Source organism: Bacteroides sp. PHL 2737 (genome assembly GCF_004115325.2).
GTDB lineage: Bacteria > Bacteroidota > Bacteroidia > Bacteroidales > Bacteroidaceae > Bacteroides > Bacteroides hominis.
On sequence record NZ_CP040630.1, the window covers coordinates 3255231 to 3281587 of the forward strand.

At 44.8% G+C, this 26357-nt stretch carries 25 protein-coding genes; 15 read left to right on the forward strand and 10 right to left on the reverse strand.

Going from position 1 to position 26357, the window contains the following annotated elements:
- Positions 1 to 5: 5 nt before the first annotated feature.
- The 10 genes from DBK98_RS13250 (at position 6) to DBK98_RS13295 (ending at position 7584) form a co-directional block, all read left to right on the forward strand.
- Positions 6 to 779 carry a hypothetical protein gene (locus DBK98_RS13250; protein ID WP_032536388.1) on the forward strand — a complete coding sequence of 258 codons (774 nt, stop codon included), beginning with the start codon at positions 6 to 8 and terminating at the stop codon, positions 777 to 779.
- 19 nt (positions 780 to 798) lie between these two features.
- Complete coding sequence (locus DBK98_RS13255; protein ID WP_009292229.1) at positions 799 to 1440, forward strand: membrane protein; 642 nt, start codon at positions 799 to 801, stop codon at positions 1438 to 1440.
- Complete coding sequence (gene traM / locus DBK98_RS13260; protein ID WP_032536387.1) at positions 1437 to 2417, forward strand: conjugative transposon protein TraM; 981 nt, start codon at positions 1437 to 1439, stop codon at positions 2415 to 2417. The genes DBK98_RS13255 and traM overlap by 4 nt, the downstream gene beginning before the upstream one ends.
- Positions 2418 to 2460: 43 nt before the next feature.
- A complete protein-coding gene (locus tag DBK98_RS13265; RefSeq protein ID WP_032536386.1) occupies positions 2461 to 2916 on the forward strand; it encodes a hypothetical protein in 456 nt (151 codons plus the stop codon).
- A 1-nt stretch (position 2917) separates the two neighbouring features.
- Positions 2918 to 3106: a hypothetical protein gene (locus DBK98_RS13270; RefSeq protein ID WP_032536385.1), complete on the forward strand. Its 189-nt coding sequence runs from the start codon at positions 2918 to 2920 to the stop codon at positions 3104 to 3106.
- Between the two features lie 548 nt (positions 3107 to 3654).
- Positions 3655 to 4809 (forward strand): conjugative transposon protein TraN, encoded by a 1155-nt coding sequence (gene traN / locus DBK98_RS13275; protein WP_032536383.1) that lies wholly within the window; start codon positions 3655 to 3657, stop codon positions 4807 to 4809.
- Positions 4806 to 5357: a M23 family metallopeptidase gene (locus tag DBK98_RS13280; RefSeq protein WP_032536381.1), complete on the forward strand. Its 552-nt coding sequence runs from the start codon at positions 4806 to 4808 to the stop codon at positions 5355 to 5357. The genes traN and DBK98_RS13280 overlap by 4 nt, the downstream gene beginning before the upstream one ends.
- Positions 5341 to 5682 carry a hypothetical protein gene (locus DBK98_RS13285; RefSeq protein WP_005800322.1) on the forward strand — a complete coding sequence of 114 codons (342 nt, stop codon included), beginning with the start codon at positions 5341 to 5343 and terminating at the stop codon, positions 5680 to 5682. The genes DBK98_RS13280 and DBK98_RS13285 overlap by 17 nt, the downstream gene beginning before the upstream one ends.
- Positions 5679 to 5987: an HTH domain-containing protein gene (locus DBK98_RS13290; RefSeq protein ID WP_032536380.1), complete on the forward strand. Its 309-nt coding sequence runs from the start codon at positions 5679 to 5681 to the stop codon at positions 5985 to 5987. Before DBK98_RS13285 ends, DBK98_RS13290 begins: the two co-directional genes overlap by 4 nt.
- Positions 5988 to 6000: 13 nt before the next feature.
- Positions 6001 to 7584: a hypothetical protein gene (locus tag DBK98_RS13295; protein WP_032536436.1), complete on the forward strand. Its 1584-nt coding sequence runs from the start codon at positions 6001 to 6003 to the stop codon at positions 7582 to 7584.
- Positions 7585 to 7813: 229 nt separating this feature from the next.
- Here DBK98_RS13295 and DBK98_RS13300 read toward each other — a convergent pair whose 3' ends face one another.
- The 3 genes from DBK98_RS13300 to DBK98_RS13310 all read right to left on the reverse strand — a co-directional run bounded on the left by DBK98_RS13300 (position 7814) and on the right by DBK98_RS13310 (position 10819).
- The gene (locus DBK98_RS13300; RefSeq protein ID WP_032536379.1) at positions 7814 to 9658 is read right to left on the reverse strand and encodes a fimbrillin family protein; all 1845 of its coding nucleotides are present in this window, start codon (positions 9656 to 9658) and stop codon (positions 7814 to 7816) included.
- Positions 9659 to 9727: 69 nt separating this feature from the next.
- Positions 9728 to 10006, reverse strand: a complete 279-nt coding sequence (locus tag DBK98_RS13305; RefSeq protein WP_032536378.1) for a hypothetical protein — start codon at positions 10004 to 10006, stop codon at positions 9728 to 9730.
- A gap of 15 nt (positions 10007 to 10021) precedes the next feature.
- Entirely contained in the window at positions 10022 to 10819 is a 798-nt protein-coding gene (locus DBK98_RS13310) for a ParA family protein (RefSeq protein ID WP_010992516.1), read from the reverse strand.
- A 497-nt stretch (positions 10820 to 11316) separates the two neighbouring features.
- Between DBK98_RS13310 and DBK98_RS13315 the strand changes: the two genes are divergently transcribed.
- Positions 11317 to 11559, forward strand: a complete 243-nt coding sequence (locus DBK98_RS13315) for a hypothetical protein (RefSeq protein ID WP_005797288.1) — start codon at positions 11317 to 11319, stop codon at positions 11557 to 11559.
- Positions 11549 to 12490, forward strand: coding sequence for a DNA adenine methylase (locus DBK98_RS13320; RefSeq protein ID WP_005797286.1), 942 nt, complete (start codon positions 11549 to 11551; stop codon positions 12488 to 12490). The genes DBK98_RS13315 and DBK98_RS13320 overlap by 11 nt, the downstream gene beginning before the upstream one ends.
- 122 nt (positions 12491 to 12612) lie before the next feature.
- On the opposite strand, the gene DBK98_RS13325 is transcribed toward DBK98_RS13320, so the two are convergent.
- Positions 12613 to 12816 (reverse strand): hypothetical protein, encoded by a 204-nt coding sequence (locus DBK98_RS13325; RefSeq protein WP_017141570.1) that lies wholly within the window; start codon positions 12814 to 12816, stop codon positions 12613 to 12615.
- Between the two features lie 618 nt (positions 12817 to 13434).
- Between DBK98_RS13325 and DBK98_RS13330 the strand changes: the two genes are divergently transcribed.
- On the forward strand, positions 13435 to 14514 hold the full coding sequence (locus DBK98_RS13330; protein ID WP_005797284.1) for a linear amide C-N hydrolase: 1080 nt from the start codon (positions 13435 to 13437) through the stop codon (positions 14512 to 14514).
- Positions 14515 to 14826: 312 nt separating this feature from the next.
- Here the strand turns inward: DBK98_RS13330 and DBK98_RS13335 are convergent, their stop codons facing one another.
- The 6 genes from DBK98_RS13335 to DBK98_RS13360 all read right to left on the reverse strand — a co-directional run bounded on the left by DBK98_RS13335 (position 14827) and on the right by DBK98_RS13360 (position 24047).
- Complete coding sequence (locus DBK98_RS13335; RefSeq protein ID WP_005797283.1) at positions 14827 to 15111, reverse strand: hypothetical protein; 285 nt, start codon at positions 15109 to 15111, stop codon at positions 14827 to 14829.
- A gap of 476 nt (positions 15112 to 15587) precedes the next feature.
- Entirely contained in the window at positions 15588 to 17147 is a 1560-nt protein-coding gene (locus tag DBK98_RS13340) for a glycoside hydrolase (RefSeq protein WP_032536377.1), read from the reverse strand.
- A 97-nt stretch (positions 17148 to 17244) separates the two neighbouring features.
- Complete coding sequence (locus DBK98_RS13345; RefSeq protein ID WP_010992524.1) at positions 17245 to 18882, reverse strand: RagB/SusD family nutrient uptake outer membrane protein; 1638 nt, start codon at positions 18880 to 18882, stop codon at positions 17245 to 17247.
- 10 nt (positions 18883 to 18892) lie between these two features.
- On the reverse strand, positions 18893 to 22276 hold the full coding sequence (locus tag DBK98_RS13350) for a TonB-dependent receptor (RefSeq protein ID WP_032536376.1): 3384 nt from the start codon (positions 22274 to 22276) through the stop codon (positions 18893 to 18895).
- A 143-nt stretch (positions 22277 to 22419) separates the two neighbouring features.
- On the reverse strand, positions 22420 to 23376 hold the full coding sequence (locus tag DBK98_RS13355; RefSeq protein WP_010992526.1) for a FecR domain-containing protein: 957 nt from the start codon (positions 23374 to 23376) through the stop codon (positions 22420 to 22422).
- Between the two features lie 83 nt (positions 23377 to 23459).
- Entirely contained in the window at positions 23460 to 24047 is a 588-nt protein-coding gene (locus DBK98_RS13360) for an RNA polymerase sigma-70 factor (protein ID WP_010992527.1), read from the reverse strand.
- 560 nt (positions 24048 to 24607) lie between these two features.
- Here DBK98_RS13360 and DBK98_RS13365 point away from each other — a divergent pair.
- Both DBK98_RS13365 and DBK98_RS13370 read left to right on the forward strand, forming a co-directional pair.
- Entirely contained in the window at positions 24608 to 25012 is a 405-nt protein-coding gene (locus DBK98_RS13365; RefSeq protein WP_010992528.1) for a hypothetical protein, read from the forward strand.
- A 5-nt stretch (positions 25013 to 25017) separates the two neighbouring features.
- On the forward strand, positions 25018 to 26334 hold the full coding sequence (locus DBK98_RS13370) for a hypothetical protein (protein WP_010992529.1): 1317 nt from the start codon (positions 25018 to 25020) through the stop codon (positions 26332 to 26334).
- The last annotated feature ends 23 nt before the right edge of the window (positions 26335 to 26357 follow it).

Consider the following 26357-nt stretch of genomic DNA (forward strand, 5'->3'; position numbering starts at 1 on the left):
CGGGGATGGAAGAAGCATACGGAAATCTGAACGCCGCGTACCTGCATATAAAGGGTATGGTAGTCATAGAAGGGTTCTATGCGCTTGTCGCCGGATTTGTCATAACGACTTTCATCTTCAAGCTCGTGGGAATCCTCAAGGAGATGACAAGCGAGGGAAAAGGATTCAATGCCAAGCACTTCTACGAGCTGGGCAGGGAGTACATCTTCTGCATAGGCCTGGTATGTATCATGCCCGTGTTGTTAGGAACGCTCGAGACAGTACTGGCCTATGGCGCCGACGAGCTGATGAAGTCACTCGCCAACGGAGGAGTCTACAACCCGCACAATATCTGGAAAGATCCGATCAGTGCCATGCTGGACGAACTAATGAACGGGGACATCACCGACATAGCCGTCAACGGGCTCGATACCCTGAAATGGTCACTTATCTCAGGAACGATAGGCAGTCTCTTCGGAGTGGCCTATGATTACATCATGCTGCTGTTCCTCTGTACCCGCTACCTGATACTGCTACTGCTCGAGATCATTTCTCCCATAGCGATAGCCTGCCTGTACAACAATGACACGCGCAGCTCCTTCTACACATGGGTCAAACAGATGTTAGGATGCTACATGCTCTATCCGGGGTTTATCCTTGCCAGCGTTTTCTCGGACCTGATCGTCACGAACTATGTCCTGCAAAGATCTTGGTCGGTGCTGCTGATGGTTATTTTTTCTTTCCTGCTCAAGCTCACGATGCTTGGCACGGTAAAGGCCACAGTAAACAAATGGTTATAAATTATACAATGAAACTTCCATGAAAGCAACAAAAAGCATACTCAAAGTAAAAAGCATACTCAAGGATTTCTCCAGCCTGGCGGAAGCCAGAAAGAACCATACGTTCCGCACCAAACTGGTATTTATTTTCTGCGGGATAACCATCGCGATGGTCCTGTTCTTCGCACACAGCGTGGTGAACAATGCGATGAACAAGATCCTGGTGGTCAATGAAGGAGGGGAATTCGTCCATTTCAAGTCCATGCAGCAGGACCTGCTGTACGAAAGCCTCCTAAGAGGGCACTGCCGCCGGACGGCCTATTTCCTGAACAGCTTTGACAGGCTTTCCCTGCAGGAGAACCGTGCCCGTGCCCTGTTCCTGGTCAACAAGCCAGACGCGAATACCGTATTTGCCAAATACCAGGCGGACCGCGCCTATGGAGATGCGCTGGAACTCGGGGTTGTCTACAAGACGGAGTTTGAAAAGATCATCGATATACGTGCCGACGGTGAGGAGTACCATGTCAGGTTCTCCTCCATCCTGAGCATTATTAATGGCGATGACATCAGGAAAGTACGGATTGTGAGTGAGGGTACCGCCATCCATGCCACTCCGCGCTTTCCGGAAAATACGTCCGGTTTCTTCTTCCGTACCTATAACCAGCAATACGAACTCTTATGACACGGGACGGGAAAAGCAGAATAGCCATACTGGCGGGCTTAGGGATTGTAGTTGTCCTGCTGGTGTGGGCATTCATCGCCAGCCTGTCCGGCTCCGGGAGCAAGGGGCCGGAAACGGGTGAGGTAATCCTTAGAACCCGGATCAAGGATAGCTTTACGCTGGATGACATGCTCCAAAAAGTCGAGAAGGAAAATACAAGCAAATCCGCTTCCCTTTCAGGTTTCGACTCGGTTACGGAGGAGCCTGCGGACACGGCCGGAAATGAAAGGGAGATCCGGCGTATCCAGGAGCTGATCCGGGATAACGAGCGGGAGCTCGGAGCGGGAATTACGGTCCCGGTACAACAACCGGTTTCTTCCAGGGGAAAGGAAAACACCGGCCTGCAGGAAAAGAAGGAAGAGGAAGTGCAGCCCAAGCACCGCAAAGCCGTGGATAGTGTGCCCCAGGTACCGGCCCGCAGGGGATTCAACACGGTCCGGCTCGTGAGACAGGAAGAACGGAATGTCATCAAGGCATTCGTACATTCCACACAGACCGTCATGGTCGGTTCCACGCTCAAGATGCAGTTGGCCGAGAACTGCCTGACCGATGACGGGCAGCGCATCCGCAAAGGAACCCCCGTATTCGGGGAGGTGACGGGCATCGACGGGGAGCGCGTCCTGGTAAAAATCGTCTCGGTGAACTTAAGTGGGAACATACTCCCCTTTGAAAAGCAGGTCTATTCCGAGGACGCTATCCAGGGAATCTATGTGCCGGGCAATGTGAAGGCGGAAACCGCACAGGAAGCCCAGGCGGCAGGAATAAGCGGCGCGAATACCAATATCTCCGGAGGATTTGATATGGGAAGCCAGCTCGTGGCGGGAGCGGCCAACAGCGTCATCAACGCGACCAAGTCGGCAGCAAGCAAGAATATCCGGAAGGTAAAGGTGACAATCAAAACCAACTACCGCATACTGCTCAGGCAACCGAAAGAGTGAGGAAGGAAAAAGTCATGAAACAATAAGGAAAAGGAGGAAAACGATGGCAAAAATATATGTGGCAAGCAGCTGGAATAACCCGTACCAGCCGTACATAGTAAATTTCCTGCGCTACAGGGGACACGAAGTGTATGATTTTCGTCACCCGGCAGGAAAAACGGACTTCCACTGGTCGCAGGTCAATGAAAATTGGGAAAATATGAATCCGGAGGACTATCTGGATGCGATGGAGCATCCCCTGGCACAAGCGGGATTCCGCTCGGATTTCGATGCCATGCAGTGGGCGGATGTATGTGTACTTGTACTTCCCTGCGGAGCTTCGGCACATTCCGAGGCGGGATGGATGAAGGGAGCCGGAAAGAAAGTGATAGTATATCAGAACCGGCCGCAGAGACCGGAACTGATGTATAAGCTATTTGACGGAATCTGCCCGATGGCGGCGGATGTAGCCCGGTACCTGAAGGAGTTTGATCAAATAAAGAATTTAAAAACGATGTGATATGACAATACAGGAAATTATAAATGAAATAAAAGAGTTATCGGGAAGCGACATACTCTTTCTAAGCTTCTATTGTGGAGTTATTCTAATACTGTCTATATACAGAAGTGATGAAAAGGCATCTGTGGATGGAGAAGAAAAGAAAGAAAAACCGAAAAATACCGAAAACTATTCCAAGGAGAATGAATAGCTATTTCTTTCGTTTTTTTATTTTCTTATATATTGAATCTCCGCACCATTTAAGAAAAACTATAATATAACCAGCAATAGTACTGACAACTAAAAGATTCATAAAAAATCGAGCTTCATTCGAGATGCCCAATTCATACTGGAATTTAAAAATAGTATAACCAAGAAACAAGGACAATATAAAAGGCGGACAATTCATTCCTGCTTTTCCGATCAATATGACAAATAGGGGGATAAAAATAGCCGTATATATGGCAGAGCCTCCCACTACGAGTAAAAGTTGTGTATATAATGTATATGATTCAAAGGAAGATGAAAACAGAAAAAATGTTGGATACAACATGAAAGAGCAGATAATAAAGCATCTGATAAAGTCCTGATAATGTTCTGGGAATTTTGTCACTATTTCAGAGAGGTCCTTAAAAAGACTTGTTGTTTGTGCCATTGAGATTATATTTTATGATGAATACTTAACTGAGTACAAAAGTAATAAAACTGCGTAATAACTCTAACGGACAAAGTAATTAAAACAAAATTTAATAAGTAGATATGAGACTAAAACCAATTTACATCACCACCCTGCTTCTCCTGTTTTTCCTTTCAGGGAAAGCGCAGAAGATCGAGGAACTCTCCGCAGTTCCTCTGCAGATCGGGTATGAAAAGACCCTGCACCTGATCTTCCCTACTGAAGTGAAGTATTACAGCATCGGAGGGGATTACGTCATCGGTGAGAAAGTGGTCAATTGCCCGGGAATCATACGCCTGAAGGCGGCGGAAGAGAACTTCCCGGGGGAAACAACCCTGTCGGTGGTGACGGCCGACACAAAGTTCTATTCGTACTCCATCAGCTACAACGCACATCCGGCTCAGAGTTATGTGCGTATAGGCGGAGAAGCCCCCGCACCGCATACGCTGCCGGTAGGAAAAGAAAAGCAGCTGTTCCTTATCTTCCCTGCCGGTATCACCTACGTGGATTATGGAAGCACGAACGTGGAGGTAGACAAGGCCGAGGGGGTGGATAATATCCTGGCCGTAAAAGCTGTCCAGCCCTATAAGGAGGATACGAACATATCGGTCGTGCTTGAAGGGGGAAAGTTCTACACTTTCGACCTGCGCTATGTGCCCGCTCCGGAGCGTTTCAGCTTCGTCATCGACAAGGAGGATACCCAGAGGGTGGCCATACTTGACGAGAAGGAACGCTCTTACGGGCAGAAGGAAAGGATCAGGGAGGCTGTCGCGAAACGTGCCCCGCTGGATCTGGGACTCAGGGACAAGAATTCCGGCATGGAGTTCCAAGTCGGAAATATCTTCATCGACGGGGATGTCCTGCTGCTGCGCATGACACTGACAAACCGTACACAGATCGGCTATACGACGGATTTCATGCGCTTCTATATCCAGGATGCCAAGATCCGCAAAAAAACGGCGGTGCAGCAGCTCGAGCAGAACATCCTGTTCACTTTCGATTATCCGGAAGAGATACCGGCGCATGAGAGCCGGACATTCACTGTGGCCATGAACAAGTTCACCATCCCGGATAAGAAACGGCTTATCATCGAGATCCAGGAGAGGAACGGCGGCCGGCATTTCCTGTACAAACTGAAGAACAAGTCGCTGCTGACAGCAGAGGAGGTATTCAGAAGCAGAAAGCAACAGGAAACGGAGGATGAAGCCGACAAAATATTAAGGAGGATAGCCCGATGAAACTACTGCTGCCCCTATTGCTTTTCTGCCTCCCCTTCAATGGCTCAAACGGCGGAAAGGAACTACTCGACAAGGCACTGGAAAGGTGCGAACGCCTGGAGACACTGGAAAGCTACCGGGATATACTCTCCCGGTACGGAGTGTCCGACAAGCTCCCGCTCGCCTGTCCCCTGAAAGACAGGTTCAGGAAGAGCAGCGGCTTTGGCATCCGGATCCATCCCATAACCGGCAAACGCAGTTTCCATTCAGGTATTGACATGGGCGTGGAGCTGGCAGCCCCGGTTTACGCCACCGCCTCGGGAACGGTTTCTTTCGCGGGAAGGAAAGGGGGGTACGGAAGATGTGTCATTATACGCCATTCTTATGGCTTTGAAACGCTGTACGCTCACTTAGCCGCGTATTACACCACAGAAGGTCAAAAAGTCGACAGAGGGGCTGTAATCGCGTTTGCGGGAAGCACGGGAAAGAGTACGGGCTACCACCTGCATTATGAAATCAGAAAAAACGGTAAACCTATAAAACCATACTGGTATGGCTATGACGATTGAACAGGAAATAGAACAGCTGGTACTGAAGTGTATCGCATTGGACGGGCTGAAGGCCTGCCCGAAAGACCTTGCCTTCCTTGAGAAATACGGACTGAAGAACCTGTATTTCTTTTCCCTGGAATACGCGATGGAAGGGACGGATACGACGGTTCTCGACAGTAAGGCGAAAGGGTTGATCAGATGGTACCTCTATTCGACGGATTTTCCCCTGCTGCGGCAGAAGTATGAACGGGAAGGAAAAGCGGAGCTGATGAAATGCCTGTACCTGGAAGAGAGATATTTCCGCAAGTTCCTGGAATCAACCGGACAGGAGGATGGATTATGACCACCCTTTCAGTTATCAGCTATATAGAGAGGATCAACCGGGTGTACCGGCTGATCCGGATGGAAAGGACCGGAAGCCTGGACGAACTGGCCTCCTTGCTGCGGGTAAGCAGGCGGACAATCAACAATTATCTGGAGGAGCTCCGCCTGATGGGAGCCGAGATAAGGTTCAGCAGGAGGCGTAATACGTATTACTTTGGAAATAATTTCGTATTACATGCAACGGTTGAAGCCCGTATCGATGCCGATGTATTGGATACGCCTAAAGAAAAAGAGTATGATACATACAATTATAACAAACATTAAAAAACGATTCATTATGAAAAAAGTAAGATTTTTACTGTTGGGCGCAATGGTGACCATGTTTACAGGCTGCCAGAAAGAAGTGGCGGAACAAGAGTTGGATAACAACAAACCAACCCCTACCGGTGATACGCGTATCATCATCGAGGGAGAAGGGATGATAGGCCCGGTAACCAGATCCTCGGACGGAAGAGTGGATTTCGAAGGGGGGTATGCAACCGGAGCAGGGCTATATGATGGTAAAAAAGCCATTCCAGTGGAAGCCCATCCTGATGCCGGCTATGAAGTTAATTATTTCTATGGCGGTCCGCAAAACCAACCTAAAAAGTATGACTATACACAGTCAGGAACATCTGCTTTTAATGTTTACTTAGAAGGCCAGGATCACACTTTTCACTGTGGCTTTAAAGAAAAGAAGCGTGATCTAACAGTGAATGCCGGAACCGGAGGTTCGGTGTCCCCATCAGGTACAAACAGCTACCGCGTGGAGAAGCCGATCAGCATTACGGCCACCCCGGAGAGCGGGTACGAATTTGCCGGTTGGACGGTCACAGAGGGTGATGTAACGATTGAGAACCCGGGCAGCCCGGCTACCACCGCGACCCTGCATAATAGCAACAGTACGATTACCGCAAACTTTAAATCCGGCGCTGAGTTGGTATTTACCGTACGTGCCAGTGCAAATAAAATTGTACCGATGCCGGTTCTGGGTTCCGGTCCTTATATTATCGATTATGGAGATGGTACAGTAGCCCAAGAGGTAGACCTTCGTGCTCCCGGATATACCCAATATCCAGGCAGTTACCATACATACTCAGCAGATGGGGAGTACACTGTTACAATCAAGGGACCGACTGCTACTGCTTTTTCATTTAGAGGTACACGTAACAGTGATCTTCAGTATACAAATCCCTGTCCGGCAAAGTCTATTTTAAAGAACACGATTGATATAAGTTGTGTAACGTCACTGGAGAATGCTTTTAGCGGAATGAAATCATTGGAAAGCATAGAATGTGATTTGTTTGAAAGTTGTAAAGGAAGAGTGACAACCTGCGCTAATATTTTTGATCAATGTACAAATTTGCATACCATTTATAATGGATTGTTTGAAGGCTTTGATAAATGCACTGATTTCTCTTTAGCATTCCATTACACAGCCCTAAATTCTATTCCTGCCAATACATTCAGGGGATGTTCCTCTGCCGTAAAGTTTAATTCTACCTTCTCGGCTATACCTAATATTTTATCAATTCCGGCAGGATTGTTTGATGATTGCGTAAATGCGCAAGAGTTTGCTTCCACTTTTGAGCTGCTGAACATAAGTACGGTCCCCGAACGTTTATTCGCAAAATGCGTAAAGGCGACTTTTTTCAGGGGAACTTTCCGGCAGTCCCATGTTACTACTGTACCCGGTAATGTTTTTGAGAATTGCAGGGCGATTGAAAATGTATCCTCTTGCTTTGAGAACTGTTCCTGGATAACATCTTTGCCGGAAATGTGGAATACCTCCCTCTATCCCAAAATAAAGGCTTATAATGCATTTGCGAAAAATTGCAATAAGGCCTCTAATTACAGTGCTGTACCGCCCGCTTGGAAGTAGTAAATAGCAAGACAGGAGGTTGCAACGACGATAGAAGGCATAAAAGGTAAGTTTTGACGCACTCTCTTTAAGTAAAAGAGTGCCATGCCATAAATCATCATAAATAATGAAGCCCCGGTGCATCACTGCAGCGGGGACTTCTCCACCTTAAATTCATTTTATGCCAAATGAATTACATTATATTTTGCTTACTTCAGTTGATTATCTGTTGTAAATATTGTCATATTTTCTATTTTTGTTGCCAACTTTGGGGCATTATTCTTATAAAATTCGTTGTTTCATCCCATATGTATCCTTCACCGTAATTGCGATTGAATAAATAATCAGCATCACAACGAAGTAAAACCCATTCACCAGAACCTTCAGCTTTCCAGTACAAGTGTATAATAGGGCTTGCATATCCAATACCTCCATGCTTAGGTTCTAATCGCCTTTCCGGAAACTGGCAACTCATAATTCCCTTCCAAAAACGGGTTCCTACCGGAACATTAACCGATACACGGCCTACTTCATCTCTCCACTGATCATCATTAATAGCACCTTCTTTTTTGTCACTTGGCCGATACGAGTTGGACTTCAGCTTGAATTCCCTCTCCCAGACCGCTTTTATTTCGCCTCTCAGGGCTTTTTCTCCCTTATTGGATAAAGTATATACCAGATTCCATGAAGTCTCGTCAGGGACGGGATATACAAGAATTGAGGTATATCCCTGTCCTTCCACCTCCATCATGCGCAATGCCGGCAGATCATCCGGTGCGGGTGCTTTGACTTCATAGAGCCACTCCCAATCCGTACTGCCGTGATCATAATCCGCTGCCCTACACCACATGGTTTCTCCTTTCCTGCGGAACAACGGAACGAGCTGGTATGTTCCCGGCACGGAGGTGATGTAGCACTGGATGCGCTTGCCATCCCATCCACCATTCGTCTTGATGTCGATCGGCTGGAACTTTTCCACAATTTCATTCGTACCCTGTTTCATGAACACGAAACGCATTTCACCTTCCGAAGTGCCGCACCAGGGGTAATAGAATGTCCCGAATACCTTGCCTTCATTCTGGTAGCAGTCATATCCGTACTCCGTATAATTGGGCCAGATGGTAAACTCGTAATCTTCCGGATTCGGATTGAGTACAATATCATCGGTCTTGCCATACTGTCCCCAATACTCAACATCGATATCCACCTGCTCTTTATTGACCGGCGCATTGTAGTTTCCTGTCATCTTCAGGGTATAGGTGTATTTCATGCCGGCTTTCCATTCATGCTGTATGGGAAAAGTGTACGTGTGCTTTTGCCCGTCGATGACAAAGCTGACAGAAGCCGCCTGTTCTTCATAAGAGGATCTTGGTATCATGATGGCATCGACAATGACGGGACTTTCGTCATTGAGCATATAGTTCCCCCCGACTTTTACCGAACCCCGGCCGTGATTATAATCTTTTGTAACCGTTCCGGTCAGGGCGTTGACTGTTCCTGATATAAATACACCGGCGAATGTCATATCCGAGACAAGCCCGGTGCCCATATATTCGTTTTTCATCAGCCGCACACGTACCAGTGTCATGGCGTGTTGCATCATCAGGCTGGCCGTCGGTACATCCTTGGTCACTTTGGCCACTCCGTACAGGATGTCATTCTGGGCTGCCAGATCGAAAGGCACGCTCTTGAAATCGGTCACTTCCCGGTTATATGGGAGGTATGCGACCACATCGGCGTCCGCTTCCACCGGTACATCCTGTCCGGCATTCCACACTTTCCCGTCAAAAAGATAGGAGGCGTTCTTTGTACCTGCCGCTTCATCCGTCCGGTCTGTGCTGATAAACACTCCCATTTCATGGCCGGGAGCAAAAGCCTCTATGATTCCCCTGGTCTGCTGCATGTCCTGCAACGATGCCGTGATGGCTAACTGTATCTTTTCCGGCTCTTCCGGCTCTTCCGGTTCTTCACCCGGCTCGTCCTTATCCCCGGGATTCACCACCGGTGGCACGGATTCCGGTATCAGTTCATCCGGGCCGCATGAGAAAAGCGTGCAGGTTAGCGAGGCGAGCAATATATATCTAAATATTTTCATTATTTTACTTTTTACAAAACCCAGTGTTTTACTTTTATTGGAAGTTACTTCTTTATGCGTTTTCAGATTTTACTTCTTAACGTATTCCCGCCAGAATCTTTCCAGCTTATCCCGGTCAAGCGTACCGTCTTCCCTGACGAAACATTCTATCATCGTTTCAAGCAGTGTCTTGACTCCCCTGCAGCGATGGTCCGAAGCGAACGTCCGTAACTCCCATTTCAGATCTTCCGTCAGCGCGACGGTCTGGTTCGTTTTGGGTGATGTTTTTTCTGTCATACCTTTTTCTTTTCCCGGGGTTTCTCCCACCATGTTTTCCAGGGATATTCCTTTCGATGTAAAGTCTTTCATAATCCTGCCTTTCTTCTATTTATTTATTTTTTTAATTCTGCCCAGGAACTCCTTGACCAGCTCCCTGTAGTCATCAGCCCCGTTTGACGAAGGCGCATAGTCAAATATGCTCTGTGCCTTGTATTGTGCCTCTCCCAGGGCAACATTGCTTCGTATTACCGTTTCAAAGACACCATCTCCCAAACTTCTTACCAGACTCTCCCTGATATCCACATCCAGCTTTCTCCTGGCATTGTACTTGGTCATAAAGTATCCGAGTACCCGGACATCGGCTCCCAGCTTCCTTTTGAGCAGGCCGATGATATAGTGTATCTTTTCAATTCCTTTCATGGCGAAGTAATTTCCGTCCGTAGGTATGATCACGTAATCGCTTGCCATCAGCGCGTTTTGCGTGATGATCCCCAATGATGGGGGACAGTCGATAAGTATGTGGTCATACTTCTCTTCCAGCCCCTTTACTATTTCCCTGAAAAGGAATTCCCTTCCGGGTGTGGTGTACATGATCACTTCCGTAGCCGCCAGATCCAGGGAGGCCGGCAGTATGTCCACCTTCTCCAGCCACTTTTGCGGCTTTAACTCCGGCGGAGTGTCCTGCATACAGTCCTGTAGCGCACTCTCGAGCAGAACCTCCCGGGGAAGGCTTGCCATTTCCTCCCCGAACGCTGCCATTGTCGTATTCGCCTGCGGATCCGCATCGATAATGCAGACCCTTTTCTTATACATCCGTGCGATCCCGGCTGCCAGGTTCAGCAGCGAGGTTGTCTTTGCGACACCTCCCTTATGGTTCACACATGCCGTTGTAATTGTTTTCATACGTTTGCACCTCCTTGATTATTACCCTGCAAATGTAACTGTTTTTGGGGAGCTGACCAAACTTTTTGTCATGTTTTACTTTAATAGTATTTATATTTAAATACATTTAATAGTATAATACTTTAATAGTAACAATGTATATGTGATGTATTATGCTATATTAGTAATATACTCTTTTAAGTAGAATACTTGGTTAAATAACGTATTTCTTTCATGGGAAAAGCTACATCGCAATAAAATTGCGACTTTCTGTCTTATCTTGCGGGCGCAAAAGACATCAGGTCATATACGGACAGGAGTTTCGGGGATTTCCAGATCAGGGAATTCACTGTGGGCAGTTCAAGAAAAAGCCCCCGGCCTGTTAAAAAGCAACGCCAATCACTCGTTAACATACAGATGCGCATCACCGCACGACCGGGGGTAAATACCCTTGTCGCGGGATGCGCTTTTATCTGTATATGAATGATTGGCTTTGCAAAGATAAAAAAATATTCGCTATGACACTATTTGAGATTTTAAATTTTAATAGAGAACTACTGGAACGTCTGACCCGCATGGGTTTCAAACCGGATGACTATAAATATATCGACCTGTACAAGGAGTATGAACAGATGCGCCGGCAGGGTGATAAGGTGACGTACTGCGTCGCCGTTCTCTCCATCCGGCACGGCGTCTGTGAACGGAAGATCTATGAAATCGTCGGAAGATTCAAAAAGGAGTGTACGTTCCATGCAGTATAAATGCCGTCCGTTTTTTGTTTTCATGGGAAAAACTGAAGAATTTTGCTGCCCGGAAATACAAACACATATATTACACGACAAAATGATTATGAAAAAGGAAAAGACTTACTCCCGTGCTCCGCTCCCTTTCGTGGGGCAGAAGCGCATGTTCGTATCGGAATTCAAAAAGATCCTGAAACATTTTGATGACAAAACGATATTTGTCGACCTGTTCGGCGGCTCCGGCCTGCTATCACACATTACCAAACGTGAAAGGCCGGATGCGGTGGTCATATACAATGACCATGACAACTACCGCGAGCGTTTGGAAAACATTGACCGGACCAATACCCTGCTGAGAGATCTCCGTAAAATAGTCGGGATATATCCCCGCCATCAGAAGATTACCGGAAAAATGCGCGAGGCTTTCCTTGAACGCATCAGGCTGGAGGAGACAACCGGTTTCGTGGACTATCTTACCCTCTCTACTTCCCTACTGTTTTCCGGAAAATACGCACAAAACATGGAGGAACTTGAAGGATTGTATTTTTATAACAAGATACGCCAGTCTGACTACCGGTGTGACGGCTATCTGGACGGGCTTGAGGTAGTCTGCTACGACTATAAGGAACTGGCAGACACATACGGGGTGTTTCCGGGAGTGGTATTCCTGGTTGATCCCCCCTATATGGGAACGGATATCAGTACATACAAGATGGACTGGAAGCTGGCGGATTACCTGGATGTCCTGCTGGTACTGAAAGGACACCCGTTTGTCTATTTCACTTCCGGGAAATCCCCCATACTGGATTTTTGCCGCTGGATGGAAGAGCATCCCGGGATCGGTAATCCTTTCAAGGGAGCCGGCCGGTCCACACTTACCGCACGGATGAATTACAACTCCTCCTATACCGATATCATGCTCTACAAAGACCTGCCAAGGGCGGCCTGAGAAAGCCCTATACTCCACCTTGAATTCTTCTCCAGCGGATACTCCGGATGTAGACGGGGACCGCTGTTTTTGGGCATGTCGCAAGAAGTACAGCCAAAGAGACATATCATATGGAAATAAACTCATATCCGGCAGCAGAGGCTTCCACTGGCAAACAGAGGCGGTACAGCCCACGAAAAAAGAGTTGTACCAAACTTAGAATAACTGAAACGCCTGCCCACTTTGGAACCATTGAAATGGTAGCTGTCCATAGTGAATACGATGTCCTGTAGCTTATTGCTCTGTTCCATGTGCCTGAAATGCACTTCTACACCCTGCCGTTTCATGCTGGCAACAAACACGCTTCAATTACCGTACCTGCCAGCTTCCGTTTTGTACATATCGTAAAATTAGTACTTTGTCTTGTCCGACCCTTTCATACGGTTACGCTTGACATTCTCTTTACCATTTGCCATGTATACAGTTCTGTGGTTAGCAGATTGGCTATGTTGCAGCACAACGAAAGCAACAAATGACGTATACAGTCCACACAGGGTTGGAATATACAGAAGAGCAATTTGATTCAATTTTGTCACCTTTTATTATTAATAACTAATTACAGATGACAGTTTTATGGGCCCTATCTGTGGTCGGGCAGTAACACCTCGTGATATTCAGACATCTAATTTTGATATTCGTATCTCACCACTGGTAAAATTCACCACGACAAAAGATAAGTTTGTAAAACCAGCTTTTACAAATAATACTCAAATGTAATATTTAGAGTGGTCTATTCCTTGGGGATATGTCCTCTTCCTTGCATTTTTCTGCTGTATGCTGCCATTTAAGGAAAATATATTCATATCTCCCTGTCTGTTTAAAATGAATAATTCCTCTCTATTGTAATCAACCTTTCGGGAATGGAATGTGTTACACTACCATAAACGACCATTAAAATAGAAAGTATGAATACAAAATTATCAGCATTATTGATGTCAGTTTTATGTAGCGTTCCGCAAATACCGGCGGGAGCCTGTACGGGTATTACCTTGAAGAGCAAGGATGGTGCAACCGTTGTCGCACGTACCATTGAATGGGCGGAAAGTGTAATGAACTGTATGTATGTGGTTGTGCCGCGCGCTCAAGAGTTGCAGTCACTGACTCCCTCCGGTATGGATGGACTTAAGTTCAGGGCAAAGCATGGCTTTGTGGGCCTGGCGGTAGAGCAGAAGGAATTTGTGGTGGAGGGCATGAACGAAAAGGGACTTTCCGCCGGATTATACTATTTTCCGAACTATGGTAGGTATCCTGTTTATGATGCGGCACAGAGGGACAAGAGTCTTGCGGATTTTCAGTTGGTATCATATGTGCTGGCAGAATGCAGCACGGTAGATGAAGTGAAGGAGGCCCTTTCGCAGGTGCGTGTCATCAATATTGATCCCCGTTCGTCCACGGTGCATTGGCGCTTTACCGAAGCATCCGGAAGACAGGTGGTGTTGGAGATTGTAAATGAAATGATGAACTTCTACGACAATCCATTGGGCGTGTTAACCAATTCACCGGGTCTTGAATGGCATTGGACCAATCTGAACAATTACATCAACCTACAACCGGGCACGTTACCTGAACATAACTTCGGGCCGTTGGAGCCGAAGTCTTTCGGGCATGGCAGTGGTCTGCTGGGACTTCCCGGTGATTTTACACCTCCATCCCGTTTTGTGCGTGCCACCTTTTTCCAACTTACGGCACCACAACAACCCGATGCAAAAGGAAGTGTGTTCCAAGCGTTCCATATTCTGAACAACTTTGATATTCCGACGGGTAGTGAACAGCCCTGGGGAAAGGCGTCAGCCAATGTACCGAGTGCCACCCAGTTTACCGTTGCGTGCGATATACGGGACCAGAAGGTTTATTATCGTACCATGTACAACAGCAACATCCGTTGCATTGATTTGAAAACGATAAATTTCGACAATGTAAAATATCAAGCGGATCCTTTGGATGAAACGAAGGAGCAACCGGTGGAAATGAAAGTGATAAAATAGCTACTGATCCTTTAACAGGAGTGGTGCAGGCGGAATAGGAAGTCGGTATTGACTATGAGTTGGAGAACAGAGATAATTTATGTTCTGGAAATAGGTATTGCAATGTAGATAGTGTAAAAAAACGATAGAATCCAATATAATCAATATCGCTTTTTATTTTAATTGTTTGTTTTTCATTTTTTATATTTGAAGCGACTTGAATAAAAAAGTAGCTATTAGCACATCAACATCTGTACTAATACCTTATATACAACCATACCAACACTGGCTCTCATTGTTGGTGCCACAAGTGCACCTGCAGCGATCCAATGCCTATATTACAAACAAAACTGTACCAACTTGTGTTGTAGGGGGGATAGCATCATTTCCATAGTTGCTAATAATAACTATATTTTGTTTTTCAAAATCATATTTGACATCGCATATAGGTTCGTTTGTTTCGTTGTAAAGAGTATAAATGTTATCAGATGCCTTTGAAAATTTTAGTAGATAAATAATTTCATCATTAAGGATAATCCCTGCTAAAAGTTCATTTTCCTTTTTAGTAGAGGGTACAAGGTAGAGTTTTTCTTGTTTATCCAAAAGATTTGCTATCATGGATTTTGTGAAATTATATTCGTCTAATAATGTCCTACTTTCAAGGGAGAGCGTTTGGGATGTGTGAGAAGAAAAAAGTTGTTTGATAGCTTCTGTAATTATCACCTTTAGAAATAGAAAACTTAGCTTCTTCTTATTGAGCTACATTCTCATTTAAAGAGTTTTTGTTACAAGAACTAATAAAGAAAAGATAAAAATAAACAATAGGCTTTTATTATGTATTTTTAGGTGTGAGATTTCACAAGTATACAAAAGAAATGATTAAAAGTTAATATGTAAAATTAATTATTTATCTTTTATTTTTCTCTTTAGTGCATTGATTATCCAATCTTTTGAATTATTCTTTTTTCTGTGGCTCTCCGTTTGGAATGGCCAATTTACAGATCAATAGAGTTCGTTTTTATTATTCTATTTTATTTAAGATACCCGTTGGCAGAGTTAAATATATACTAAGTTAATTCCGCCAACGGGTTTAATTAGTTGTCTTCGACTACAATGGTAGCTACCGAACGTGCTGGCAGCTGCAACTTTTTCAGCGGTTGTTCACCCATGTATCGCAGATTCTTGTCGATGGTGGTCAGATAAACTTTTCCTTTTTGGGCATGGTCACAGTTTAGGCTAATCACCTGATTTTCCTTTGAATAGTTGATGGCTACGGTCACCACTTCTTTCCCATCAGTATACGATGAAATCATCAGTGAAGTAGCGGCTTCCAAGTCACTTATCTTATAGGTAGGTTTTATGGCGATACGTTTCATACCCGGACGTACAAAGAAACTGTAGTTGGCAGTAGTCCACAGCATTTTGGTGGTAGAGATTTCACCGTCATATTGTAGTGACAATCCGTTTGAACCTTCAAGTGGCAATAGCTGAATGGGCACATCCTCGCCTAGTGATACGGCAGTCCACCATTGCCAAGCCGAAGCATTTGCCAAAGTTAGATCATTGTGGATGATGCGGGCTACATACAAGCCTAGGTTAATGCTGCGTTCCGGAGAGGCTGGCATAGTAATTTCTTCATTCTTTTCCAGAATGCAGTATTCTGATGCCCAAAATTTGGTGTTGTGACCGTTGGCTGAGAGCTCTTTGTGAATTCGGTTACGTATATCCACCAGCAAGGTAGCGGGGTAGGCCGACCAATAGTCGTGTGCTGCTACACAGTTAAACAGGTTTTTGAACTTCAGCACGCTGTATTGTCCGTCTTTGTAGAACATAGAGTGGATGATATCATCTGGAGTTTTAGCTATCGAATCAATTTCAAATAGATATTTCATGTCACCTACTTCTGGAATTAGAATTTTTGTGTCGATTTGAGCTTCGCTGATTGCTTTATCCAATTCTTCTACCATGCGGTAAAGGTCGGCTTTGGTGGCAAAGCTGCCTTCTTGGAAGGAATTGGCATGCCATTGCCCGTTTGGCTCATTGTTCGGGCTGATGTAATTTACGTGAAAGCCTTGTTCACGGAAATGTTGGGCACTCTTCACCAAGAAACGGGCAAAGTCATCGAATTTATCATTTTGCAGATTGATGCAATCTTGGTCAGTAGAAACTGTAGAAGCACTACGAGTCATAAAGTAGGGAGCTGAGTTCGTGAAAAACAGAAAGTTGTTCATGCCTCGTTCACGGGCCGCTTTCATGAACCATTGTTGTCCAGCTTGTTTGGTAAAGTCATATTTACCATCGGGTGAGAGGAAACATTCGGTACGGTTCCAGGAGTTATCCACCTCCTTTGCTTCACGGTTTTCGTAGCTTCCGGCTCCGATGTTTACGCGCCAGTTAGTCAAGGCCATACCGATGGGGTTACCTTTTTCGTCAAATTCACGTTTGAATAGTAAGTCGGCAATTTTTTCTTTTTTCTCTTGAGGCCAGTTTTTACCAATGAAGGCGCAGCGCCAAGCGTCTGAGGCGCTGAAGTTGTCTATTTCTTGATAGACGGTCTGTTTATCGATGATAAAAACCTTTTTATTCTGAGCGGCAAGTGGTTTCAGGCTTATGCTGAGGGTTAAAGCCGCAATTAAAATTGATATTTTTCTCATGGTATACAATTAAAAAGTAAGTCCCTATACTCGATGACGACACCAAGCATCCATCATAGCATAGGGACCCAACAAATATTAGGACTACTTAATAAAATTATATTTTGAAGTTAGTTTGTTTCAAGTTCGGGTTCTTATCCAATTCAGCTTGTGGAATCGGCATGTAACGGTTCCTGAATTTACGGATCTCGAGTACCACCTGGTTCTTTTCACCTTGGAAAATTGTAGCACGCTCCTCTTGGGGAATGCTTGTATCCATATCTACGGTACCTTGGTTAGAAGCATAGATTGGACCATTCAGTACGTCCTTGGCAATGTCCCAACGGATGATATCATCTCTTCTCAAGCCCTCGAAAGCAAATTCTACACGGCGCTCTCTTCTGAGCAATTCTCTCAGTTTAGCTTGTGTATTATATTTTGCTCTGTCTACTTTTGGCATGCCAGCTCTTTCTCTGATCAGGTCAATCAAGTCAGTAGCACCCGAAAGGTCTGTATTCTTTTCAATCATAGCTTCAGCCTTTGAGAGTAGGATTTCAGCATAACGGAACACAATCATATCCAGACCAGTGTTGTTTATATCTGAATATTGAGTCAGTGGTTTCATGTATTTACAGATAGAATAGCTAGTTTGAGAAGCATTTCTAGAATCAAGACGATGATCTTTGTTAGGTTCACCGTTAATGTTTCTGTCCAGCGTATTATAGATTCTCTTTCTACCCTTGTTATCCATCCAATCAGCACCCGAGTAAAGGATTGTAGCATAGAAACGAGGATCTCTATCTTTGTAAGGATGTTCTGGATTATACTCACCTTTAGCCTGAGCTTCTTCGATTGTCAGACCATCCTTCATTTCATATGCATCAATCAGAGATTGGATGGGTACGAATGCCGACCAACCGCCATCGATTACGTTACAGAATTCAATGATGGTTTGGTTTTTGTAGTCGTTCATTACTTTCTTTACAGCCAGAATGATTTCGCAGTTGTCTTCATTGGCTTCTTTGAACAATTCAGAGTAAGGAACTTCACCTTCTTGGTACAGATTATACACACCCAAGCTCTTGATTTCATTGGCAGCGTCAATCACTTCATCATACTTTTTGTAGAACAGACACAATCTTACCTTCAAGGCCAAAGCAGCACCGCGTGTAATTCTTCCTTTCTGTTTTGGACTTACGTCCAGTGCTCCGTCTTTGGTGATGTCATTTAGTTCATCAAGGATGAATTCCACTACATCAGTTTCTGGAGTAGCCGGCAGTTTGGCATCTTCCAAAGAAGGAACCACTTCTGTAACCAAGGGGATGTCACCATATGCAGTTACCATCATGTAGTAACGCCAAGCCCGTAGAAAGCGAACTTCGTTTTTCAACACTTCCAAACGTCTGGGATCATTGAAATGAATTTCTTTGGTAGTAACCTGATGCAAGAAGTTGTTACAACGGGTAATTAGAGTGTAGTTATACCAGTTGATGCCTGGAACGGCATGAGTAGCTGTACCATTGGCAAAAACAGCCCAGTTAGTATTGATGGCACAATAACCGTTATCACTGAACACGTCATTGTATATAGTATAATCTTGGTTGGCATAGTCATCATAACAACCTACAGCTAACATTTCTACATCTGCTTCTGTTTTTGGGAAAGTAGCGGTAGATAAGGCATCGTACGGCACTCTATCCAGCGAACAAGCTGTGAATAAGAGACCTGAAATAAGTGACAAATATATATTTCTCATAGTTGCTAAATTATAATGTAATATTAATACCAATAGAGTGAGTCTTCACGTGCGGATAGTATGCACCCCATCCTGCCGGAGCTTCAGGGTCGATACCTTGAGGAGTCTTGCTGAATGTAAGCAGGTTAGTACCGCTATAGTAAATTCTAGCAGATCCCAAGCGTACAGCTTGCAGCCATTCTTTAGGAACATTGAAACCAACTTGGATATCTTTCAGACGCAAGTAGTTGGTATTTACCAACCAGAAGTCTGAACAGGTAGTTTCCGGCAAGTTATATGTTCTGAATTTAGAAGCTCTAGGCCATTTGTTGGTTGGGTTTTCCGGGGTCCAGCGGCCTAACCAGTGATTTGAAGGATGACCAGAGTCACCGTTAAATTCACCGTAGAATTCATCAGTGAAGTAGCGTGATACGCCAGCGGCACCTTGGAAGAACAAGTTGATATCAAACATTTTCCATCTGGCACCCAGATTGAATGCGAAAGTATATTTCGGGTTTTCTGAGCTCAAGATTACCTTATCATCAGGGTTGATTTCACCATCTCCGTTTATGTCTACCAATTTGATATCACCAGGAATTAAACGGTCGTTGCTTATCATTGTGTATTTCGGAGCATTTGCTATTTCTTCCTTGCTTTGGAAGATACCGTCTGATTTGTAACCATAGAAGGCATTAAATTCCTTACCTACCATGCGAATAGTACGGGCATCTTTCTGAACGTCTACATTACCCAGTGATAAAATTTCGTTCTTGTTGTAAGTAAAGTTACCGCCAAAGTTCAGCTGAACTCCACCCAGTGTTTTATGCCAAGCCAAAGAAACCTCAAGTCCTTGGTTTCTCATAGCTCCCACATTGTCCCAGTAACCAGGATACCCATAAGTATTCGGTACATTTACCTGCATCAAGATACCAGTTGTCTTTCTGTTGTAGTATTCCAAAGTGACCTGCAGTTCGTTGAATAAAGTCATGTCTACAGCTGCACCCCAAGTAGTAGTCTTTTCCCAAGAGATATCCTGGATTTTATTTTCAGTTTGTACTGCACCACCGCTTACCTTGTTGTCGAATGGATATTTCGCGTTGGTAGCATATGTATTGATGTACGGATAGTAGTCGTTACCAATCTGTTGGTTACCGAGCATTCCCCAAGAACCTCTTACTTTCATGTCGGTTACTACTTCGTTGAAAGCAGTACCTTGTATAAAATCTTCGTTAGTTACGCGCCAAGCACCTGAGAATGAGGGGAACCATCCCCAACGGTTGCCTTCTGCAAAACGGGAAGAACCGTCACCTCTCGCGTTAGCTTCGAACAGATATTTGTCCATGTAGTTGTATTTCAAGCGGCCGAATACAGAATTCATTGCTAGTTCACGAGTATAACCAGAGTTTCTCATACCTACTACTGAACCACCATTCATATCAGTTACGTCTGATGACGGGAAGTTTTGTCTGTAAGCATCATCATATTCATAAGAATAGAGTTCTGTGTGGAAACCAGCCAAAGTGTTTACGGTGTGCTTCTGGGCGAAGGTCTTGTCGTAGTTCAACAAGATATCACCTTGTCTGCGGATTTCCTTAGTGTGGCTCTTAGTCAGGCGGATTGGACCGTCGTATTTGTTTGCATTATATTGCAAGTCTTTTCTGTACAGCTTGTAACTCTTGTTCACTACGTTATAAGAACCGTTGGCGGTAATTTTCAAACCGTCCCAGATATCGTATGAAAATTCAGCGAAAGCATTCAAGTAATCTTTGTCTGTATCACCGGTAGAACCCAAGTCTTGGAATGCAATGGGGTTACCATCGGCAATGGCACCATAAGTACCATCTTCATTTTTGTAAGGAACCATCGGAGAGATACGGTTTACTTGTCTGAATACTTGATAAGCAGCACCGTCTGACCAAGAAATCGGGTCAGTAGGCTCTTTCATCAATGTATTAGCGAAGTCCAGATTGATTCTTGATTTCAAGCGTTCAGTCAGCTTCAGATCTAAGTTGGTACGAACATTGAACTGTCTGTTAGAAGCGTTTTCAACGATACCTTCTTGTTTTACATAACCCAGGGAAGCTCTATACTTCGCCCATTCAGAACCACCGTCCATACCTATGTTATGGCGGTTCATGAAACCAGAGCCGGTATAGAACAAGTCGTACCAGTCAGTGTTGGGATGACCGTATGGGTCAGAACCCTCGGCATATTTACGGATGTCTTCTTGAGTGTAGGGTTTTCTCTTTTCAGCTTGTTCAGAAGAAGCGCCTTGAGAGATGGCATCCCAGTATTCAGCTTCATTGGTCAATTCAGCCAATTCAGCAGAGTTGGTACGGTCCATCAAATCGGCAGGTTTTGACCATCCGAACAAAGCACTGTAAGTCAATTTGGGTTTACCACTCTGTCCGCGCTTGGTAGTAATCAAGATTACACCGTTAGCAGCTTTAGAACCGTAGATGGCAGCTGAAGAAGCATCCTTCAATACAGAGATGCTTTCGATATCGCTCGGGTCAACCACGTTCATATCGCCTTCTACACCGTCAATCAAAACCATCGGAGAAGAAGCATTGAATGAACCCAAACCACGGATTAGAATTTTACCGGTATCCTGACCTGGCTGACCGCCGGCATTGGTTACAGTTACACCCGGTGCTAAACCTTGCAATCCCTGAGATATATTGGATATTGGTCTAGAAGCCAATGATTTAGAGTCAATCGTAGCAACAGCGCCGGTCATGTTAACTTTCTTCTGCGAACCGTAACCTACTACAACAACTTCGTCCAGTAATTCGGTATCGTCCACCAGCTTTACAGCCATCTGTTTGCCAAATTGTGCAGTCAGTACCTGAGTTTTGTAGCCGATGAAAGAAATTTCAATTTTGGCATTTGGGGTACTCAAATTCAGTGTAAAGTTACCGTTGATGTCGGTCACAGTGCCGTTGGTAGTACCTTGCTCTACTACTGAAGCACCGATTACCGGTTCACCAGTAGAATCGATAACGTTACCTTTGGCTGTTTTCTTGTCTTGTTGAGCAATTCTAGTCGCTACGTTAGTAATTTTAGAGAGAGTTATATTGTTACCTAGCACCTTGCAATCAATATCGGTGTTGTCAAAGATGCCTTTCAGCAGCTCTATTACATCGGTATTGCTTCCATTTACATATACGGTGCGTTTTACGTCCACATCGTTCTTGTCATATACAAACAAATAATCCGTTTGTTTCTCAACTTGTTGAATCACAGATTCAATGGTATAATTCTGTGTCTTAAGGGATACTTTTTGATCCATGTACTCGGTTACACTCGCCAGGGCAGTATTTACGCCTAAAAAAAGAGCATAAGCCGAAACCATACCAACTTTAACGATATGGTTACAGTTTGAAATAACTTTTTTGTAGGAATTAAAATCCATAATTTACTTTAATTTAATCATTAGTATTTTGTTTAAGATCAGATGGCTTCAAGCCACGGGCGGTATTATTTTCGGAACCGCCTTACGTTACGCTACAATAGGGTGTTTTACATAGGCATTTTATAATTTATAAGTTACACAATTTATAAGATGATAATTTTTTTATTTTCGTAATCAATTTGATAGTCAAAATGATTGGTTTCTTTCAGCACTCGTATGATGTGTTCCAGTCCATCTTTGGCACGGAACTTACCGGTGCAGTAGGGTGATTTTCTGGTTAAAGAAGTATTTCTGATTTGGAATTCAACATCATAGTATTCTTGCAGTTTGTCGAACACTTCCAACAGAGGTTCGTTAAAATAGAGTATCCCTTTGCGCCACAGATAATTGTTAGTATTTTCAATCGGTTTGACCTTCAATACTCCTTGGCATAGCGCTGCACGCTGGTTGGGGGTAAGAATTACGGCCGATGATTTTTTTGCATTAGTAGTGACTTCCACTTTACCGTTCAATAGGGCCGCTTCAAATTGAGGAGAATCCTGATAGTCGTATACATTAAAGGAAGTACCTACCGCTTTTACTTGATATTTAGAAGTAGAAACGATAAAGGGATGCTCCTTGTCGGATTTTACTTCGAAGAATCCTTCACCGTCAAGTTCTACCAGGCGTTTTTTTCCGTTAAATTTCGAGGGGAAGGTCAGGGTACTGCCGGAGTTCAGCCATACCTTGGATCCGTCGGCCAGCATTATTTCTACATGCTGTCCAGTTGGTACATGGATTTGGTGTTGTAGTTCGTGGTGGGTTGTTGTTGTCTGCCGGTTCAAGAAGAAGTGCAGGGCAAAGCCCAGCACGAAGATAGCCGCTACCTTCATGAAAGATATGGCATAATGTTTCCACGGGAGGATTTTAGCTTTTTTGGGGAGGGCAACTTCTGTTTGTTCGGACATGTCCTCAATCCAGTAACTCATTTCAAACAGACGGCAAAGCTGTTGGTAGTAACGCTGGTGTTCTATCTCCGCTTCTATCCATTCAGTAATTCGTTGAGTTTCTTCATCCGAAACCTCTCCTTTAAAATAAGCTATTAATAATTCGTCGTCCATAATTCTTTATCGTTTGTAATAATGGCGACTGAAGGAAGGGATTCCCTAGTGTTGATTCAGGAAATTAACTTCTATTAAGAAATTCACCCCTTATTGATTGGGTTCATAAAACAGAGCCAAGTTAAGATAGGGAGGTAGTCTTTGAGGGCAGCACGAAGTTCTTTAAGGGCCTTGTTCATGTGATAATCTACCCCTTTGACCGAGATGCCCAGAGTTTGGGCAATTTCCTTTCCCGATTTATTTTCAAAGCGGTTCATAATGAATACCTTTTTGGTTTGTTCCGGTAATTGGTTGAGGGTTTTCATTACGATAGATTTGATTTCCTGTGAGAAAATATAGCTGGGATTACAGCCTTCCAAGTTTGAGATTCGGATAGCTAGTTCGCGCTGTTTCCATTGTATAAGATCATCTTTGGTATCTTCCCGTCGTACTTGTGTTTTGAGATAATCCAACGATTTATGTTTCACGATGGTGATAAGGAGAGCCATGGGGTTATCAACCGATTCCACCTTCATGGTTTCGAGCAGTTGCAGGAAGGCGTCCATAGTGATGTCTTCAGAAGCTTGCTTATTGCGCACATAAAAGCATGCAAAGTTGCAAACCTTATTAAACGAACTTTTATACAAAAGATTGAATCGTTCCACTTCCGAAAGGCTACCATGTGTCGACATTCTATGTATTTTTAAGATAAACAATTCGCAAAAATAGTTTTTTTTTGCAAAAGTAACAATCTGACTGCATATTTCTTTCAGTATTCATTCTTAACTAGAGGAAAGTAGTATTACCCCCTAAAAACGTTTACATGTATATGCCTTTTCCCTATTGTTTATTATTCGGTGATATCAAGCAGCTGACAATTGAAGCTGTTGCGATTCCAATCATTGGGGGCGATCACAAATTTTTTTCTTATAACAATATATATATTACATTTTTATATAGAATATGATTCAATCTAGGATCCACAACAGTTTGGGAAAACGATCGCGAATTGTAGAATAATAAAAAGATACCATAAAAAATAACATTAGGCAGTAGGTTCAGTACCTTGCCGTTTTTTTGTGTCCGGCCGGATAGGCTCAGGCATTTTTTATTATCAGCCAATTACAGAAAACTGTTCTAACGATAAAAATGCTTCTTTCCTGAGAAAAAACGTATGTCGCAATATAATTGCAACGAACTGCCGTATCTTGTCCCCGAAATCATAAATGTATAACCCCAAACAAACCATGTTATGTTGAATGAAAACAACCGGTCCTCGGACCGGATCCTGACCGAGAGGATCCTGGACGATCCAGACATGATCCTGAAAATTGAGAATCCTTCCCTGAAGCAGCAGATGGCTGCCGTACAGAAGAAACCTGAGCTGATCGCCAGCTTGCCGCTTGCGGGAGAAAAGGTGCAGCTTGCGGCGGTTATCGCCTGCCCGGAAAGCATCCTGCTTGTAGATACTCCCGCACCTGCCGCCTGCTTCATGGCCGTGGAACGGATGCTCAAAGCGGAACTTCTTCCCGTGCCGGGTGTCCTGAATGCGGCAAGGGAGTTGATACTGCAGATGAAGAAGGATAAAGCCGATGGAAGATCAAGCGGAGCCGCCATTGAGAAATTCCTGGATGAAGTCAAACCCATTAAAAACTAATCGCCATGCCTACCATTTTAGAACGCCTGGCCGCATTGTTCAGCCGGGATATGCGGGCCGTCCTCCGCAATCCGCGTGCCATCAGTATGATCGAGAATCCTTCCATACGGGTCCAGATGGCCGCCATCCGGAGGGATAAAAGTGTCATCTGCTTTATAGACAAGCCGGTGGAAAAAGTACAGCTCGCCGCAGTCAGGAATGCACCACACAATATTCATTTCATCGCTTCGCCCGGTGAGAGGGTGCAGCTCTCCGTTATCAGGAGCAGGCCGGCCTACATCGGCTTTATTTCCAATCCAACGGAAAAAGCACAATTGACAGCCGTTGAAAGGAGGGCTGAATGTATCTCCCTGATAAGCAAGCCTGCGGTAAAGGTACAGTTAATGGCTGTCCTGAAAGATCCGGCACATATCGCCTCCATCAAAGAACCGGCCGAGAAGGTACAACTGGCGGCGGTCCAGAAGAACCCTGAATACATCCGCCACATTGAATCACCTACGGTGAAAGTACAGCATATGGCTATTCAAGGCAACGCGGATACCCTGCGGCACATCAAGTCCCCGGCAGATACCGTACAGTTGGCGGCAGTCCAAGCCAAAGGAGAAACCATCAGGTATGTGTCCGAACCCTCGGAGGTGGTACAACTGGCTGCCGTCAGAAGCAATCCATTGAATATACGGTATATTGAAAATCCTACGGAGAAAGTCCAGTTCTCCGTCCTGCATGCCGACAGGGAGGCGGCTGCGCTTATCAGCTCTCCTTCAGAGGCAGTCAGGAAACAGGCCGAAGAGATGTACGGGCTGAAGCTGGAGAAGCAGGAGAAGCCGGCGGACCGGGAAGCGGAGCCGTCATCCGAAGCGCCGGAATCTTCCGCAACACGGCGCACACCCAGAAAAAAGACCGAACAGAGTACGCAATCCACGCGAAAACCTTCCGCCAGGCAGGTTAAGACGGCAATAACCAAACTGGATAAGGAGCTCCGGGAAATCCGGGAACTCCCACAGGGTAAGGACAGGGAGCAAAGACTTATCAAGGCCTTTGAGGAATTCAATTCATCCGCCGTCCCCGAAAAGAAAGGGTGCAACGTGGAGAGCATCCTCAAGGATCTTCGCGGGAAGGGAGTCAAGGTGGAAGCCATGAAAGCCGAAGAGTGGCACTCCCTGATGAATGGAAAGGCCATACAACCCTCCCTTATATCCGGAGCGTCCAAGCCGGCCGCAAAGGGAGCCTCCTTCATGCTTACCAAGACTCCGGTCGGGTATGCGGTAAAAGCTGTGAATACGGTCAACAGCCTGACCCGGCAGGCCAGTGCCGACATGTAACATAAAAACATGTTTCTTGAATT

Coding starts and splice junctions, on each gene's coding strand:
- DBK98_RS13250 (WP_032536388.1), top strand. CDS start 6: ATGGAAGAAGCATACGGAAATCTGAACGCCGCGTACCTGCATATAAAG.
- DBK98_RS13255 (WP_009292229.1), top strand. CDS start 799: ATGAAAGCAACAAAAAGCATACTCAAAGTAAAAAGCATACTCAAGGAT.
- traM (WP_032536387.1), top strand. CDS start 1,437: ATGACACGGGACGGGAAAAGCAGAATAGCCATACTGGCGGGCTTAGGG.
- DBK98_RS13265 (WP_032536386.1), top strand. CDS start 2,461: ATGGCAAAAATATATGTGGCAAGCAGCTGGAATAACCCGTACCAGCCG.
- DBK98_RS13270 (WP_032536385.1), top strand. CDS start 2,918: ATGACAATACAGGAAATTATAAATGAAATAAAAGAGTTATCGGGAAGC.
- traN (WP_032536383.1), top strand. CDS start 3,655: ATGAGACTAAAACCAATTTACATCACCACCCTGCTTCTCCTGTTTTTC.
- DBK98_RS13280 (WP_032536381.1), top strand. CDS start 4,806: ATGAAACTACTGCTGCCCCTATTGCTTTTCTGCCTCCCCTTCAATGGC.
- DBK98_RS13285 (WP_005800322.1), top strand. CDS start 5,341: ATGGCTATGACGATTGAACAGGAAATAGAACAGCTGGTACTGAAGTGT.
- DBK98_RS13290 (WP_032536380.1), top strand. CDS start 5,679: ATGACCACCCTTTCAGTTATCAGCTATATAGAGAGGATCAACCGGGTG.
- DBK98_RS13295 (WP_032536436.1), top strand. CDS start 6,001: ATGAAAAAAGTAAGATTTTTACTGTTGGGCGCAATGGTGACCATGTTT.
- DBK98_RS13300 (WP_032536379.1), bottom strand. CDS start 9,658: ATGAAAATATTTAGATATATATTGCTCGCCTCGCTAACCTGCACGCTT.
- DBK98_RS13305 (WP_032536378.1), bottom strand. CDS start 10,006: ATGAAAGACTTTACATCGAAAGGAATATCCCTGGAAAACATGGTGGGA.
- DBK98_RS13310 (WP_010992516.1), bottom strand. CDS start 10,819: ATGAAAACAATTACAACGGCATGTGTGAACCATAAGGGAGGTGTCGCA.
- DBK98_RS13315 (WP_005797288.1), top strand. CDS start 11,317: ATGACACTATTTGAGATTTTAAATTTTAATAGAGAACTACTGGAACGT.
- DBK98_RS13320 (WP_005797286.1), top strand. CDS start 11,549: ATGCAGTATAAATGCCGTCCGTTTTTTGTTTTCATGGGAAAAACTGAA.
- DBK98_RS13325 (WP_017141570.1), bottom strand. CDS start 12,816: ATGAAACGGCAGGGTGTAGAAGTGCATTTCAGGCACATGGAACAGAGC.
- DBK98_RS13330 (WP_005797284.1), top strand. CDS start 13,435: ATGAATACAAAATTATCAGCATTATTGATGTCAGTTTTATGTAGCGTT.
- DBK98_RS13335 (WP_005797283.1), bottom strand. CDS start 15,111: ATGATAGCAAATCTTTTGGATAAACAAGAAAAACTCTACCTTGTACCC.
- DBK98_RS13340 (WP_032536377.1), bottom strand. CDS start 17,147: ATGAGAAAAATATCAATTTTAATTGCGGCTTTAACCCTCAGCATAAGC.
- DBK98_RS13345 (WP_010992524.1), bottom strand. CDS start 18,882: ATGAGAAATATATATTTGTCACTTATTTCAGGTCTCTTATTCACAGCT.
- DBK98_RS13350 (WP_032536376.1), bottom strand. CDS start 22,276: ATGGATTTTAATTCCTACAAAAAAGTTATTTCAAACTGTAACCATATC.
- DBK98_RS13355 (WP_010992526.1), bottom strand. CDS start 23,376: ATGGACGACGAATTATTAATAGCTTATTTTAAAGGAGAGGTTTCGGAT.
- DBK98_RS13360 (WP_010992527.1), bottom strand. CDS start 24,047: ATGTCGACACATGGTAGCCTTTCGGAAGTGGAACGATTCAATCTTTTG.
- DBK98_RS13365 (WP_010992528.1), top strand. CDS start 24,608: ATGTTGAATGAAAACAACCGGTCCTCGGACCGGATCCTGACCGAGAGG.
- DBK98_RS13370 (WP_010992529.1), top strand. CDS start 25,018: ATGCCTACCATTTTAGAACGCCTGGCCGCATTGTTCAGCCGGGATATG.